Genomic DNA, 15,010 nt, shown 5'->3' on the forward strand with positions numbered 1-15,010 from the left:
CTATCAATCCACGGCGATGCCTTTATAGGCGATTGGAGCATCTGCTCCCGCAGACTTGCGCTGCTATTCAAAACAAGGGGGCGGCGAAGCCACCCCCTCCCGAAGAGGATCATTTCTTCTCGCTATAGGCCTTGATCGCGGCGGCAACTTCGTTCTGTGCCTTTTCCGCGCTCTCGTAGCCGCCGACTTCGACGACCTTGCGGGCATCGGGAAGCTGCTTGTAAACGCGGAAGAACGCCTGCAGGCGGTCCTGCTCGATTTTCGGCAGATCGGAAATTTCCTTGATCTTGTCGTAGGTCGGATCGATCTTCGATGTCGGAACAGCAACGATCTTGTCATCGACTTCGCCACCATCGATCATCTTCATGACACCGATGGCGCGAACGCGAATGATGGCACCGGGCACGATCGGTTCGCGCGAATAGACGATAGCGTCCAGAGGATCACCGTCGCCGCCGAGCGAGCTGGTGATCGAGCCGTAGTTTGCCGGATAGACGACTGGCATCGACTGGAAGCGGTCGACGACGATGTGCCCCGTCTTGGCGTCGATCTCGTATTTGGTGAAGCTCCCGGCCGGAATTTCGATTGCCGTATAGAATTCGCGACTATCATCCTTCGGCTGCGGATAGTCGATGTAAGACACATAGTCGGACGCCGATGCGACCGTGCTGGACAGAATTGTCATCGCGATGATGGAAACAAGCTTTTTCATATACGCCCCCGCGTTAAGTTGAACGCTACCGACCTAATCAGGGGTTGTTACGAGCTTGTGACATAAATCACTGAATGCAAGGCTCATTTCGACCCGTCAGGCGACGGCTCGAACATTGCGGCGGATCGTCTGTGGCGGTTGACCGAGCACACGCAGGAAGGCGCGGCGCATCCGCTCCCGGTCCGCAAAGCCGACTTCTATCGCGATCTCGTCCATCGAATGACGTCCGTCTTCGATCATCAATCGCGCCGCCTCCACACGCATGTTTTCGATCGCCTTGGCCGGCGATTGGCCGGTTTCGCTGCGAAAGATGCGATTGAACTGGCGAGGACTGAGGCTTGCCGCATCCGCCAGTTCCTCGACCGATACGATCTTGCGCAGGTTTCGACCGGCAAAGTCGAGCGCGCGTTGAATGCGGTCCGATTTCGGCTCCAGTTCGAGCAGCGTCGAAAATTGTGACTGACCGCCGGCGCGGCGATGATAGACGACGAGCTTTTTGGCAATGGTGCGGGCCAGTTCCTCGCCATGGTCTTTTTCGATCATGGCAAGGGCGAGATCGATGGTGGCCGTCATCCCGGCGGATGTCCAGATGGCTCCGTCGACGATGAAAATCTTGTCTTCATCCACTTTAAGCGCCGGGAAGCGATCGCGCAGCTCTCGGGCAAAGACCCAATGCGTCGTTGCCCGACGCCCGTCGAGCAAGCCGGTCTCGGCCAAAGCGAAGGCTCCGGTGCAGGGGGCTGCGACGCGTCGGGAGGTTTTGGACGCCGTGCGTATATACTCGAGGGTCGCGGGCGACATGGAGGAAACATGTGTGGCGGCGCCAATGAAGAGAGAATCGAAGGTCGCGTCGCCAAACGCTTCCGTCTCCACGCTGAAGCCCGCCGAAGAGCGCACCAAGCCGCCCGTCTCCGAGAGGAGCGTTACGCGATAAAGTTCCCGGTCGCTTTCCAGGTTTGCCACCTCGAAAGCGGTGACCGCTGTGAACCCCATGACCTGAAAGCCAGGAAAGATCAGAAATCCGATAGTGTGCATGGTGGCGCTCCCGACTGGAAAAGTTGCTTGTAGCAGTTTTGAGACGGAAATGGCATCAGATTCTTAAAGGTTATGCCCAAAACGGCAGCGCTGAATGTCCCAAAAGGTGGTGAATATGACATTTCGGCCGCAGGCATATGGGCCTATAGTTCCTCCACGCGGAACAGCAACTCCGCAAAACAAGGATTGGAACAATGACGAATTCACTAGGCAAGGCTTTGGTCACGGGCGCTTCATCGGGCATTGGTGCGGTATATGCACATCGGCTTGCTCACCGCGGCTTCGACCTCATTCTGGTCGCCCGCAATGAGGAGCGGCTTTCGGCGATTGCCGCGCAGTTGCGCGCGGAAACGGGGCGCAGCGTCGAGGTTATGGCGGTGGATCTTGGCGCTCAAAATGATCTCAGCCGCGTCGAACACGTGCTGAAGACCGATGAGACGATTACGCTTCTCATCAACAATGCCGGCTTCGGCGGCGCCGCTCCCGCGGTAGATGCCGACGTCGACAGAATGCAGCAGATGATTGACCTGAACATCACGGCGCTCATGCGGCTGACCTATGCCGCCGTGCCTGGTTTCGTGAAGCGCGGCGTTGGTTCCATCATCAACATAGCCTCCATCGTTGCGATCGCACCGGAGCTGTTAAACGGTGTCTATGGTGGCTCGAAAGCTTTCGTGCTTGCCTTCAGCCAGTCGCTGAAGCATGAGCTGGCGGATAAGAATATCCGGATCCAGGCGGTTCTGCCGGGTGCAACGGCCACAGAGTTCTGGTCTGCCGCCGGCATCGCCGTCGAACAGCTGCCATCCGAAATCGTGATGTCGACGGAAGATATGGTCGATGCATCGCTGGTTGGCTTCGATCAGGGTGAACTGGTAACAATCCCGGCACTTGAGGATGCCGGGTTGCAGAAGGCCTATGAGGATGCTCGCCAAGCCCTGATGCCAAATCTCTCGCGTTCCAAGGCAGCACCACGCTACCAGATCCAATAGGGAAATTGGCGCATTGCAGACTGGCCGGCATGCAAATCATGGATGCCGGCCATTCAAAAGCCACAAAACTGACGAGGGTCGGGAGTGCAACGGATCGATAAGATCCATACAGCCGCTGCTTGATAATTTCATGGGACACTACCTTTTGCCCCGGTTATCCTTGCCTGCAACGGCTTCATTCACCAGGACCTGATGAGAAGGTTCGCCGCGACCAAAGCAGATCTGCGAGGTTCAATGCGATGTATTCCATCGACGACCATGTTCCCGTTTCTATTGTAATCGCGAACTATAACTACGCACATTTTCTCCCGCGCAGCATCGAGAGTGCGCTGGAGCAGAACTACGATCATATTGAAGTCATCGTCGTTGACGATGCATCGAGCGACGCGAGTGTCGAAGTCATTTCGTCTTATGGCCCGCGTATCAAAGCATGTCTTCGCGAAGCCAATGGCGGACATGCAGCGGCATTCAACACCGGCTTTGCAGCAAGTCACGGCGAGATCGTGTTGTTTCTCGATGCGGATGACTATCTCTATCCCAATGCCGTATCCGAGGTTATCGAGGCCTGGGAAGAGAATACAGCGCAGATGCAATTCCGGCTGCATATCGTGGATGAGAATATGCATGTAAAAGATGTGTATCCACCCGCCGAACTGCCCTTCGATTCCGGCGACGTCACATCGAAACTGCTGCAAAAGGGGCGCTATCAGACGACCGTGACGAGCGGACTGGCATTCCGGCGTTCTGTTCTCGATACGGTCATGCCCGTTCCCGAACAGGAATTTCGCCAGGGGGGCGATGGATACTTGGCCACGGTCGCGCCGCTTCACGGCGATGTCACCTCCGTCGAGGAGTGCCTCGGTGCCTATCGCATTCATGGCGGTAATCATTCAGTATTCGCGGAGAAGCTCGGCCAGCGCGCACGCTGGCGCATTGAGCATGATTTTCGCCGGCTGGAAGCACTGTCGGATCAGGCGTCGGAGATCGGCTTGGAAATGCGTGATGACGCCGGTCTTCACGATCCTGTCCATCTGGAGGAACGCCTCGCATCGATTTGCATGGACGAGGCGCAGCACCCTGTCGCAAGCGATTCCAGGCTTTCCTTGGCAAAGGCCGGGGCTGTTGCCAGCCTCGAGATGAATGCATCACGACGGCGCCGTGCCATGTTGGCAGCCTGGTTTCTGTCGGTTGGTATTCTGCCACGCAACATGGCGAAAGCCGTTCTTTCATGGAAGCTCGTTGCCTCCTCGAGACCGCAATTTCTTCTGCGAATCTCTAAACGAATTCGGCATGCCATGGGCTAGGTGTATAGCGCAGTGCTGCTATTCAGTGAGGAGCGCCTGATTTTCTTGAGGCACCGATCAATGCCTCGACAACATCGGGATGATGCGTGTTTCTATCGAAGCGGCTGTCTCTTGCCAATCGCATCAATCCCGCACGTGCATCTTTCACGGTAGGCTTTTTGCCTTCGCCGCGAAGATAAGCGGCTAGCTGCCGATAATTTGTATTCGTCTTGATCTCTAGAGGGTTGCCTCGACCGAGCTTTTTGAGTGGCCACCATGACCAGCCGATGCCGTTCTTTTCTTGAAGCGTGACGGCGCGTTTATACCAGTCGTTGGTATTTTCACCGGATTCACCGTTCCAAAGCGGCATATCATATTGCTGGCGTAGTTTTAGAAATGGTTCGATGGATCCTTGTGTCGTAGGGGTCCAATATTTATGAAAGCTCAGCGCCGTGTTGCGGTCGGCAATCGGTAATATTCCGGCGTAATTGTTACCCCAGCAATTGCCTTCGATTATGAGCATGTGATTGCTGTCAATGGAGCGGATGGCGTGGATTGTGCGCTCGTAAATTTCGCGTAGCGGTCTGTTTTCGGTCTCTCGGCAACCGCCCTTGTCTTCCTTATCCTGGAAACCCCAGTTCGGCTCGTTGAGCAGATCGTAGCCCGCGATCGTCGTCTCGTTCTTGTATCGTCTGGCGATTTCGCTCCATAGGGCGATCATCGCCTCCTGGTTCCTACTACTATCCCAAAGCGATGGACTGTTCGGATCACGATCGGAGATCGCAATGTCATGCCCCTGGCCACCGGGTGCAGCGTGCAAATCGAGGATCAGATACATTTTATTGGCTTTCAGCCACGCGATCAGCCTGTCGACGCGGCGAAATCCTTCTTCGTTCCAGACGATGCTGCTCTCGCCGTTCTTGCCCGGCGTTTCCTTGATGAAAAGCTTCCAGTGCATCGGCAGGCGCACGCTATTGAAGCCCCATCTGGCCATTGCATCGATATCGGCCTTCGTCACGAGATTGTCGCGCCAGGAGCGATAAAATCGTTCCGTGTCCTTCTTGCCGACGATCTGCGAAATCCGCTCCCGAATAACGTGCTGCGCTTTCAGATTGGATAGGCCCATCATATAGCCTTCCTGCACCATCCAGCCGCCTAACCCCATGCCTCGCAGGATGAGCGGATTGCCTTTCGCGGCGACAATTTGCGTGTGGTGGGCGTGGACAAATCCCTGGGCATATGCCGGGATCGACATAATGCAGATAGCGGACAGGCTGGCTAGCAAACGCAGAAAATGCCTCATATATGTCCCGTCGCTCGAAACTTTGGCGCCATGTGGGCGCGAGACCATATGTGGGACAAAATCTCGCGATGGCCAGCGCATCCGCCATCTGATCCGGGACATCAATCCGTAAGGTCAGGGTCTGATGGTGTTGTGTCCCGAGTTTTCTGTGACCGAGGCACGCGGAAGAACAGCGCCGCGGTCAGGTCGATCGCCAGAGCGAGAATTATGGCCGCTGTCCCGATGAGGAAGAGCATCTGATAGTTTCCGCCACTGCGGGCAAAGACAAATGAAAGGCCATAGGCTGCGCCAGCCTGGAACAGGGCGAAGAAGACGGTGGCCACGCCCCAGGCCGCTTTCTGCTGTGCGGGGTGATGGGGCAGCAATTCTCCGATGCGTCCGAGCATCAGTGGCACGGTTCCGGTGACGAATGCGCCGACCACGAGACTGGAGACGATGAGCCATGTCTGGCCGAAGCCCAACGCCGGGATCGCGACGGCGACCGCTTCAAGCAAAAACGCAAACCGCATCGCCGCGCCAAAGCCGGTGCGATCGGCAAGATGGCCGGCAAGGATTGGCCCGAGCGTTGCGCCGATACCGAACAGGACCCAATATTCCGCCCCCACCTGTAGGCCTTTTCCCATGCCTCGCGCGACGAAATCGACAAGGAAGATCATGTGAGGAACCCATCCGGCGGCGTTCAGCGCATACTCGACATAAAGCGCGCGCAGCGCCCCGCGTGCGGGCACCTGTACGGCGTGGTGATGTGCTGCGCCGGCTGTTGTGCTGTCGCTCGGCCATCCGAACCAGGCAATGGCAGTGAGCAACAGGGAAAGTGCGCCGAGGCCAAGCCAAGTGGCGCGTAAGCCCTGCTGAAGTAACAGGGGCACCAGGGTGCCGGACAGGGCGACGCCCGCGCCTATACCCATGAAGATTACACCGCTGGCGAGACCTCTGCGTGAGGGCGACACGTGAGGCAGGATGGTTGGCGCGGCCAGCACCATCAAGGCACCACCTGCCAGGCCGGCCGCGAAGCGCCATACGAAAAACCAGACAAAGCCGATCGGAAATGCGCAGGCGAAAAAAGCCGCCGTCGCCACGATCATCATGAGGCGGAGCGTCAAGGACATCGAGATCCGCTGAGCAATCATCCGTCCGAGCAGTGCGCCGGCGAGATATCCAGTCAGATTTGCCGCGCCCAGATAGGCTGCGGCCGAAGGTTCGAACCAGTGTGCGCCGACGATTGCCGGCAGAAGCGGCGTATATGCAAAGCGCGCAAGCCCGATACCGATCAGGCTGGCGCAGAATGCGGAGAGAACGCCACGCCAGGCGCCTCTCGCATTGGAGTGATTTTCGTCGATATGGTGAGCAATGTGAGCGGTCATCGGAACTCTCTCAGCTATCAATGCTTGAGATAGTAGGCCGGTATGTATATCATTAAAATTGATTTATAGTGAGAATAGTTATCTCTCATGGAGATAGGTTAGCTATGGATATATCCGATCTGAGGGTGTTCGAGGCGGTTTCCCGGCATGGAAGCATGAACCGCGCGGCGCAGGAGCTGAATACGGTTCAGTCGAACGTGACCGCGCGTATTCGCGTTCTGGAGGAGGAGCTGGGCGTCAGTCTCTTCCAGCGGCATGCGCGCGGAGTTTCAACCACGCCCGCTGGACAACGTATCCTGCCGTTCGTGGGCCGTATCACCAAGCTGCTGGCCGATGCACGCAGCGCCGCGCAGGATGACGGTGAGCCGAATGGAGCTTTGGTTCTCGGCAGTCTTGAGACGACGACAGCCTTGCGACTATCACCTCTGCTAAGCCATTTCGCCAGGACTTATCCAGAGGTTCGTCTCGTCGTGACCACTGGGACCACTCGCAGGCTGATTGACGATGTGGTCGAATGCAAGCTTGAAGGAGCTTTCGTGGCGGGTCCTGTCAGCCATCCCGATCTTGATCAGGAGGTCGTGTTTCAGGAGGAACTGGTTCTGATCACGTCACGTGCAATCCACGCCATGGACGATCTGGCAAAAGTGTTGGATCTCAGAACCATCGTCTTCCAGATCGGCTGCTCATATCGCCAACGGTTGGAGACACTCCTGGCAGAGATGGGGATCGTCACGGCAAAACCGCTGGAGTTCGGCTCGCTTGACGCGATCATCAGCTGTGTGGCCGCCGGTGTCGGCATTGCCCTTCTTCCAAAAGGTATTGTGGCTGCCGCCTGGCAAGAGGGTAGGATTGCGGTCCACGAGCTCTCACCGGATCGCGCGCTGGTGGATACGGTGTTCGTTCGCCGCAAGGACGGCTATCGATCGAGCGCGATGACCGCGCTCCTTGATATGATGCGCTCGAAATCCATCCCGCCTAGCTCGAAGCCATGATCTCCTGCCAGGCACCGTAGGCGGAGAGCACGGTTTCCATTTGCGCGGTGTGACCGGCGACGAATTCCTTGCCGTAAATCGTCTCGTCCGGATATTCGGTGATCAAGGTCATCGGCACCGTGTGGCGATCGTCGATATCAGCCAGGCAGGGAAAGCCGTTGATGATACGGAAGCCTGTTTCACCGGCATGGGTTTCGTAGAGAGCGATCTGGCGATCGTTGTAATCGAGCAATCCCGGAATGGCGCCGAGATGTCTCGTGACCTTGTCGAGAAGTTGCTCTGCCTGCATTGCCCATCCAGCGTGGTAGCGGGCGATGAGGAAAAAACCCTTCGGCAGCGTCCACATCGCGAAATTGCGGGGAACGTAACCGGAGAGCGGGCGTGTCCATTCGTGCGCCGGGTAGCCATGCAGGTTCACATGAAGCTGCGCGCCGCTCAGCTTTTCCGCCTGGAAACGGATTTTCTTTTCAAAGAGATATGCGCCCGCATTCTCTTCGGTACGGTACTCGAGATCGTCGCCGAGTGCGGTGTAGCGGGCGGCGTGATACATATGACGCGGGCTATCCCGGCGTAGGCGCTGGTGAAGCGCGTAGCCATCGGGATTTTCCAGAGGCGAAATGGTGAAATGGGCGCCTGCGACCTTGGCGAGCCTTTTTGCGGCCCGCAGCGCGCCCGCACCGCCCGTCGTCTCATTGGCATGTTGCCCGCCGCTGATCATAACGGCCGCATCGCTGCCCTTGATGTAGCGTGCGACAACTGACCGGCCGGAGCGGGTGACAGCTTCAAAGACCTCGCCGCCGATGAGACCAAGCTCGGTCTTGATCTGCAAAACGGCCAGCGGTTCCGTTGCCGTGTCGAGCTGCTGCTCCGGTCCGTCCCAGAAGCGCGAGGTCAGGGGCTGCGTTTCCACCCTCACGGAGATATCGTCGGCAGACTGCAGGATCTGCGGAACGATCTGCCCCGGCTTCAAGCCACGGTCGCCGAGCGGCCAGCCGGATTTCTTCTGGAAAAATTCGAGCAGCGAGAAGTAGAAATCCTCATGCAGCGCTTCCCTGAGGCTCATGACCTCGTCACCGACCGGCAAAGCCTCGTCTGTGACCGGTAGGGTGACGCGGATATTCAGCTCCTCGAAATAAGGCTCGCTTGTACCCCAGTCGAAATGCTTAACCGCAGAGATCGTCTCTTCGAACAGCTGTTCGTAGTCCGTGAGCAATCTTTCGCCAGCCGCCTGATTATCGCGGATCAGCCACCCAGTCGGTGAAACGCTCGTCTCGCCCGCTGCATCGACATGGACGTGATTGGGCACAAGCACCTTCAGTTGGCGCTCTTCGCCAACTTTGCCCTTCAGCACAACGTCATAGTGAAAATCGTTATCGGCTCGCGCGACAAATACGATGTTGCGATCGCCGACCATTGCGGCCAGCGGATAGGCTTCCAGCCGAAAGCGATTGTCTGGCGCATTGGCATGCACTGGATAGCGGATTTCGATCGAGTCAACGTCCTGAAGGTCTATGTCTTCGATGAAGGCGTTGACCAGCGGCTTGTAGGCGCTGCGAACGCGGGCGTGGACACCCTTTTCCCGAAGCGCGCGCTCCGCCCGTTCACGGCTTTGCCGGTCATCGAAGGTCCATGCCTCGAAATTCTGGCCGGGCTTGGCATCTGCGACCAGACGCGACAGCGTTGGCTCAAAACTTTTCTCGAAAATCACGGTCATGATTGTCTTACCTTGTCGTTCTGCCAGTCGGGTCGAGGCTGTCGCGCAGCCAGTCGCCCAGAAGATTGAGACCGAGCACGGTCAAAAGGATCCCGAGGCCCGGGAAAAGGCTCACCCACCAAGCGGTTTGCAGATAGGTGCGGCCATCGGCCAGCATGCCGCCCCAGCTCGGGATTGTCGGGTCGACGCCCATGCCGAGGAAGGTCAGGCTGCTTTCAAGAAGAATGTTGTTGGCGATGTTGAGTGTCATCAGCACGATCACCGGGCCGATGAGGTTCGGCAGCAGATGCTGGAAGATGATGCGCCAGTCCTTGACGCCGATGGCGCGGGCCGAGAGGATGAATTCACGTTCGCGCAGGCTGAGCACCGAGCCGCGCACCAGGCGCGCATATTGCACCCATTGAGAGACGATCAGCAGGATGATCGTATTGGTGAGGCTGCCGCCGACGATGGCGATGAAGGTGATCGCCAACAGAATAAACGGCATGGCAAGCTGGATGTCGGCAAAGCGCATCAGCAGCATGTCCCAGAGACCGCGGTAGTAGCCGGCAACGAGCCCCACCAGTACACCGAAAACCACGCCGCCAATCACGGAGGTCAAGCCAACAGTCAGCGATATCTTGCCACCCGCAACAACGCGGGCAAGGACATCACGTCCGAGCGGGTCTGTCCCGAACGGATGGGCGAGGCTGGAGAAAGGGCGCGCAAGCCTCGCCATCAGGTCGATCTTTTCAGCACTGCCGGGAAAGAGGACGTCGGAGAGCAGCACGGCAAGACAAATGACAACTGTGAGCAGGACACCGAATATGAATTCGAAGCTGAGGAAGCGCGAACGGCGAGAAATTGCGGCGGCCATTTGCGTTACTCCGTGCGAATGCGGGGGTCGACGAGCCCGTAGGCGATGTCGACGAGAAGGTTGACGCCGACGATGAACAGCGCCAGCACGGTGATCACGCCCTGCAGGACCGGGTAGTCGCGCGCGCCGACGGCATCGAATGCGAGGGTGCCGAGGCCGGGCCAGTTGAAGACGCGCTCGATGACGACGATGCCGCCGAGCAGGCCGCCGAACTGGATGCCGAAATAGGTGATGAGCGGAATGGCGCAATTACGCAGGGCGTGCTTGTAGAGCACCTTGCTTTCGCTGAGCCCCTTGGCCCGCGCCACCATGATGTATTGCGATTGCAGCGTTTCCAGCATGGCGGTGCGCACCAAACGCACGTTCGTCGCCGTCAGGATCACACCCATAGTCACGGCCGGCATGACGTAGCTCGAAATGCCGACCATGCCGCTCGGTGGCAACCAGCCGAGTGTGATGGAAAACAAGAGCACCAGCATCAGTGCCAGCCAGAAATTCGGGAAGGAGAGGCCGAGAAGCGAGAGGACGCGGATGATCTGGTCGGCCGTCTTGCCGCGTGCCGTCGCAGCCTTGATTCCGAGCGGAATGGACAACACGATCGACACGACCATCGAGATGAAGGCGAGCAGCAGTGTGGCGGGCAGGGCATTGGCAATCAGCTGTGATACCGGTGTGCCACCGGTGAAGCTGCGCCCGAAATCCAGCGTCAGCAATCCCTTGAGGAAGGTCAGATACTGCACGATAAAGGGTTGATCCGTACCGAGGGCGGCGCGAATGCGCGCAAGATCGTCCTCCGTCATGCTGCCGCCGCCTTGGAACATCATCAAGGCCGGGTCGCCCGTGAGGCGGATGGCGAATGACACGAGAAGGGTGATGGCGATCACGACGAAAATCGCCTGCAGCAACCGCTTGATGAGAAAACCAGCCACGTTCTTACCCCGAGAGCTTTCGGATGACGCCGCCGATCAGATCGGCGGCGTCTTGTTTGACGACTATTCGACGGTGACTTCGTTCAGCTTGATGCGGGTATCGGGTGCGGGCACGAAGCCCTTGACCCGCTTGCTGACACCGTAGATCGCATTGCTGTTGTAAAGCGGCAGTTCGAGCGCCTTGTCGGCGACATATTTGCCGATGTCTTTCAACACCTTCTCGCGCTCGGCGCGATCGGTGAGGGGACGCTGCGATTCCAGCAGCTTGTCGAGCGTGGCATCCTTCTCGTACGGATTCCACTTTTCGCCGGAGTGATACATCGAATAGGCGGTGTTGTCGTAATCGAAGGTCCAGCCGCCCCACTTCTGCTGGAACATCGCGCCGGTCTTGCCCTGCGGGATGATGTCGTTCAACAGAACGTTGGTCTCGTAGGGCTTGATGGTTGCGGTGAGGCCGACCATCTGCAGGTAGCTTGCAACGACCTGCGCCACTTCGTTCATCGTCGCGTCGTTGCCGCGAATGTCGATCTGGAGCGCCGCGCCGGGCTTCACGCCGGCATCGGCGAGCAGCTTCTTCGCGCCTGCCGGATCATACGGAAGCGGCTTCAGATCGGCATCGAAGCCGAAGGAAAGCGAATTCTGGAAGCTGACGATCTCGCTGCCTTGACCGGCCAGGATCGACTTGACGATCGTATCGCGGTCGACGGCCATGATGATGGCCTTACGAACCCGTGGATCGGCGGTAATGCCGTCACGCGTGTTGAAGCGCAGCGCGTCGACCGTCGGGCCGGGAACACTGGCGATCTCGAGCTTGGAGTCGCCCTGGATAACCGGGAGCATGCCGATCGGAATGGTCGGCGGGATAACAAGATCGACACGACCGGCTTGAAGCTCGGCAACGGCCGTCGCCGGCTCGCTGATGAAGCGAAACTCCAGTTCGGAGAGTTTTGGAGCACCGCCCCAATAATCCGGGTTGGCTGCGAGCTTGATGTTCACCTTGGGCGTATAGGAAACGAACTTGAATGCGCCTGTGCCGACCGGATTGAGATTGAAGTAGTCCTCGCCCTTTTCCTTGATGTACTTCGGCGGAACGATCATCGCGCCGTAGCCTGCAAGCTTCGTCAAAAGCACCGGATCTGGCGTCTTGAGCTTCATGTCGACCGTGTAATCGTCGATGATGTCAACGCTTTCGATCGATGTGTAGTTCGAACGCTGCGGTCCCTTGGCGCCCTGATCTCCGAGCAGGCGATCGAAGGTGAACTTCACCGCCTCGGCATTGAACGGCTCGCCGTCATGAAACTTCACGTTATGACGCAGTTTGAAGCGGATGCGCTTGCCCTGATCGAGCTCTTCCCAGGATTCGGCAAGACCCGGCACCAGCTTGAGATCCGGGCCGCGATAGGTGAGGCCATCAAAGATATTGGTCGAAACGGCGGCCCATGCCACCAGGAACGTGTCGATCGGATCCCAGCTGCCCGGATCCTGCGGTGATGACACGGTGAGCTTGCCGGCTGCAAAGGCGGGCTCGGCGTTGATCGCGACACCCGACAGGACAAGCGCTGCCAGAGCCGTTTTCAGTCCCCATTTCATTTTTCTCATTGACCCTGTTTCCTCTTCAGATCGATGCGATGGTTGGTAAGCGATCAGGCGCTCCTGGCGATGAAGTGGCCTGAATTGATTTCCTCATGAGCGAGAACCGGGGGCTCGTCGCCGACGCGGCGCACGGGATTGGGAATCTCGCCCTCGATGAGAGCCGTTCTGCGCTCCTGCGTCGGATCGGCGATCGGAACGGCCGAAAGCAGGCGCTGCGTATAAGCGTGCGTCGGCGTTTCGAAGACCTGGCGGCGACTGCCGATTTCCATGATCTGGCCGAGATAGAGCACGGCAACGCGATGGCTGATCTTTTCGACTACGGCCATATCGTGGCTGATGAACAGATAGGCGAGGCCGCGTTCGGCCTGCAGGTCCATCAGAAGGTTGATGATCTGAGCCTGGATTGAGACGTCGAGAGCGGAAAGCGCCTCGTCGGCAATGATGAGCTTCGGATCGGAGGCAAGGGCGCGGGCGATGCAGACGCGCTGGCGCTGGCCACCGGAAAACTCATGCGGATAGCGATCGGCATGGGCCGACGTCAGGCCGACGCGTTCGAGAAGCTCGTCCACCCTGCGGCGAACCTCTTTGGATCCGGAGATGATGCCATGGGTGTTGATCGGTTCCGCAATCGAGAATCCCACAGTCTTGCGCGGGTCGAGCGAAGCGAAGGGATCCTGGAAAATATACTGCACGTCGCGCCGCAGGCGGAAGCGCTCGAGCTGCGACATGGCGGCGAAGCTCTTGCCGTTGAAGGTAATTTCGCCCGACAAAGCCTTCTGCAATTGCTGGATCGTGCGGCCGATCGTCGATTTGCCGGAGCCGGATTCGCCGACGAGGGCCAGCGTCTCGCCGGGGTGAATGTCGAAAGCGACCTTCTGGACGGCACTGCAGCGATGCGTGACCTGTCCGAATATATTCTTTTTGATATCGAAGCGTACGAAGAGATCGCGCACGGACAATAGCGGTTGCTGATCGTAGCGGGCGGTGTTCTGAATGCGCTCCTCGCCGACGATTTTCGGCTCGCCCCCGTCGAGAACAGTTAGCGGCATGCGTTTCGGAAAATCCTGGCCGGTCATGCTGCCGAGCTTCGGCACGGCTGCCAGAAGCGCCTTCGTATAGGGGTGCCTGGGATTGGCGAATATCTCGCGAACGGGGCCTTCTTCGACCTTTTTGCCCTTCCACATGACCACAACGTCGTCGGCCATTTCGGCGACGACGCCCATGTCGTGGGTGATGAAGATCATGCCCATGCCGAGATCCTTTTGCAGATCCCGCATGATGTTGAGGATCTGGGCCTGGATCGTGACGTCGAGGGCGGTTGTCGGCTCGTCGGCAATCAGGAGCTTCGGTCGGCAGGCCAGCGCCATGGCGATCATGACGCGCTGGCGCATGCCGCCGGACAGCTGATGCGGATAGCGGTTCAGAAGTGCTGCCGCGTCCGGCAGGCGTACCATTTCCAGCAAGCGCCGGGCTTCGGCCATGGCGGCGGATTTGCCGACCTTCTCGTGAAGAAGAAGGACTTCGCAGATCTGGTCGCCAACGGTGAAGACTGGGTTGAGCGAAGTCATCGGCTCCTGGAAGATCATGGCGATCTCCTTGCCGCGAACTGCGCGCATGTCCTTCTGCGATAGTTTCAGCAGGTCTTTGCCGTTGAAGAGGATGCTGCCACCCTCAAAGCGCGCGCCCATCATATCGGCGAGGCGCATGATCGAAAGCGAGGTCACGGATTTGCCGGAACCGGATTCGCCGACAACTGCGAGCGTCCGCCCCGGTTCGACCGAAAAGGAAAGTCCCTCGACCACACGATTTTCGCCGAACCGCACGCTAAGATCCGCGACAGACAGAAGCGGTTTGTGTTCGCCTGCAGCAGTCGTCATGCGCTTACCTCGGTATTGTGCAGGTCGTTCATGCTTGTCCGGACAATTGCAGTGTCGCAATTTGCATCGAAGGCGCAAACGCGGTTGCCAATATCGCCATCGGGGCAGGATGATCGCATGCTCATGCCGACACCTGTTGCAGCTCGACGGCGGCTGGCGATGTTTTTCTAAAAAACAGGCGTCCCATGAACTTCTGTATCCGCGTTCCCATTATATTTGTTGTGGCATGAGATAGCATCAAACAACAATCCGGTCTATATTGTTCAACAATTTTCGTCTTGCCAATCAAAAAAAGGAACAAACCCGCATAAAATCGTCCAACGGAGTTTGCCGTCGAGATCTTTCGATAAACCAAGGAGAGGG

General features: G+C 58.1%; 12 protein-coding genes. 3 read left to right on the top strand and 9 right to left on the bottom strand.

Annotation, left to right across the window (positions count from 1 at the left end):
- Window positions 1-109 precede the first annotated feature (109 nt).
- The gene (locus HGP17_RS12800; RefSeq protein ID WP_168809434.1) at window positions 110-712 is read right to left on the bottom strand and encodes an inorganic diphosphatase; all 603 of its coding nucleotides are present in this window, start codon (window positions 710-712) and stop codon (window positions 110-112) included.
- A gap of 96 nt (window positions 713-808) precedes the next feature.
- Window positions 809-1,747, bottom strand: coding sequence for a GlxA family transcriptional regulator (locus HGP17_RS12805; protein ID WP_168809436.1), 939 nt, complete (start codon window positions 1,745-1,747; stop codon window positions 809-811).
- A 194-nt stretch (window positions 1,748-1,941) separates the two neighbouring features.
- Between HGP17_RS12805 and HGP17_RS12810 the strand changes: the two genes are divergently transcribed.
- Entirely contained in the window at window positions 1,942-2,736 is a 795-nt protein-coding gene (locus tag HGP17_RS12810; RefSeq protein WP_168809438.1) for an SDR family oxidoreductase, read from the top strand.
- Window positions 2,737-2,975: 239 nt separating this feature from the next.
- A complete protein-coding gene (locus HGP17_RS12815; RefSeq protein WP_168809440.1) occupies window positions 2,976-4,040 on the top strand; it encodes a glycosyltransferase in 1,065 nt (354 codons plus the stop codon).
- Between the two features lie 22 nt (window positions 4,041-4,062).
- Here the strand turns inward: HGP17_RS12815 and HGP17_RS12820 are convergent, their stop codons facing one another.
- Entirely contained in the window at window positions 4,063-5,322 is a 1,260-nt protein-coding gene (locus HGP17_RS12820; RefSeq protein ID WP_168809442.1) for a glycoside hydrolase family 5 protein, read from the bottom strand.
- Between the two features lie 101 nt (window positions 5,323-5,423).
- Complete coding sequence (locus tag HGP17_RS12825) at window positions 5,424-6,686, bottom strand: YbfB/YjiJ family MFS transporter (protein ID WP_168809445.1); 1,263 nt, start codon at window positions 6,684-6,686, stop codon at window positions 5,424-5,426.
- Window positions 6,687-6,790: 104 nt separating this feature from the next.
- Here HGP17_RS12825 and HGP17_RS12830 point away from each other — a divergent pair, with 104 nt between their 5' ends.
- Window positions 6,791-7,678 (top strand): LysR family transcriptional regulator, encoded by an 888-nt coding sequence (locus HGP17_RS12830; protein ID WP_168809447.1) that lies wholly within the window; start codon window positions 6,791-6,793, stop codon window positions 7,676-7,678.
- Here HGP17_RS12830 and HGP17_RS12835 read toward each other — a convergent pair.
- The 5 genes from HGP17_RS12835 to HGP17_RS12855 all read right to left on the bottom strand — a co-directional run bounded on the left by HGP17_RS12835 (window position 7,662) and on the right by HGP17_RS12855 (window position 14,647).
- On the bottom strand, window positions 7,662-9,392 hold the full coding sequence (locus HGP17_RS12835; RefSeq protein ID WP_168809449.1) for a M14 family metallopeptidase: 1,731 nt from the start codon (window positions 9,390-9,392) through the stop codon (window positions 7,662-7,664). The genes HGP17_RS12830 and HGP17_RS12835 overlap by 17 nt on opposite strands.
- 7 nt (window positions 9,393-9,399) lie before the next feature.
- Window positions 9,400-10,248: an ABC transporter permease gene (locus tag HGP17_RS12840; RefSeq protein ID WP_168809451.1), complete on the bottom strand. Its 849-nt coding sequence runs from the start codon at window positions 10,246-10,248 to the stop codon at window positions 9,400-9,402.
- Between the two features lie 5 nt (window positions 10,249-10,253).
- Window positions 10,254-11,177 carry an ABC transporter permease gene (locus tag HGP17_RS12845; protein WP_168809453.1) on the bottom strand — a complete coding sequence of 308 codons (924 nt, stop codon included), beginning with the start codon at window positions 11,175-11,177 and terminating at the stop codon, window positions 10,254-10,256.
- A gap of 63 nt (window positions 11,178-11,240) precedes the next feature.
- On the bottom strand, window positions 11,241-12,776 hold the full coding sequence (locus HGP17_RS12850) for an ABC transporter substrate-binding protein (protein WP_168809455.1): 1,536 nt from the start codon (window positions 12,774-12,776) through the stop codon (window positions 11,241-11,243).
- Between the two features lie 44 nt (window positions 12,777-12,820).
- Complete coding sequence (locus HGP17_RS12855; protein WP_168809457.1) at window positions 12,821-14,647, bottom strand: ABC transporter ATP-binding protein; 1,827 nt, start codon at window positions 14,645-14,647, stop codon at window positions 12,821-12,823.
- Window positions 14,648-15,010 lie beyond the last annotated feature (363 nt).

It is taken from the genome of Rhizobium sp. P38BS-XIX (assembly GCF_012641435.1).
Taxonomy (GTDB): domain Bacteria; phylum Pseudomonadota; class Alphaproteobacteria; order Rhizobiales; family Rhizobiaceae; genus Rhizobium.

Bases quoted from the DNA above. Each gene is read 5' to 3' on its own strand.
- HGP17_RS12855 (WP_168809457.1), bottom strand. From the start codon at position 14,647: ATGACGACTGCTGCAGGCGAACACAAACCGCTTCTGTCTGTCGCGGAT.
- HGP17_RS12835 (WP_168809449.1), bottom strand. From the start codon at position 9,392: ATGACCGTGATTTTCGAGAAAAGTTTTGAGCCAACGCTGTCGCGTCTG.
- HGP17_RS12825 (WP_168809445.1), bottom strand. From the start codon at position 6,686: ATGACCGCTCACATTGCTCACCATATCGACGAAAATCACTCCAATGCG.
- HGP17_RS12810 (WP_168809438.1), top strand. From the start codon at position 1,942: ATGACGAATTCACTAGGCAAGGCTTTGGTCACGGGCGCTTCATCGGGC.
- HGP17_RS12850 (WP_168809455.1), bottom strand. From the start codon at position 12,776: ATGAGAAAAATGAAATGGGGACTGAAAACGGCTCTGGCAGCGCTTGTC.
- HGP17_RS12830 (WP_168809447.1), top strand. From the start codon at position 6,791: ATGGATATATCCGATCTGAGGGTGTTCGAGGCGGTTTCCCGGCATGGA.
- HGP17_RS12805 (WP_168809436.1), bottom strand. From the start codon at position 1,747: ATGCACACTATCGGATTTCTGATCTTTCCTGGCTTTCAGGTCATGGGG.
- HGP17_RS12820 (WP_168809442.1), bottom strand. From the start codon at position 5,322: ATGAGGCATTTTCTGCGTTTGCTAGCCAGCCTGTCCGCTATCTGCATT.
- HGP17_RS12815 (WP_168809440.1), top strand. From the start codon at position 2,976: ATGTATTCCATCGACGACCATGTTCCCGTTTCTATTGTAATCGCGAAC.
- HGP17_RS12800 (WP_168809434.1), bottom strand. From the start codon at position 712: ATGAAAAAGCTTGTTTCCATCATCGCGATGACAATTCTGTCCAGCACG.
- HGP17_RS12840 (WP_168809451.1), bottom strand. From the start codon at position 10,248: ATGGCCGCCGCAATTTCTCGCCGTTCGCGCTTCCTCAGCTTCGAATTC.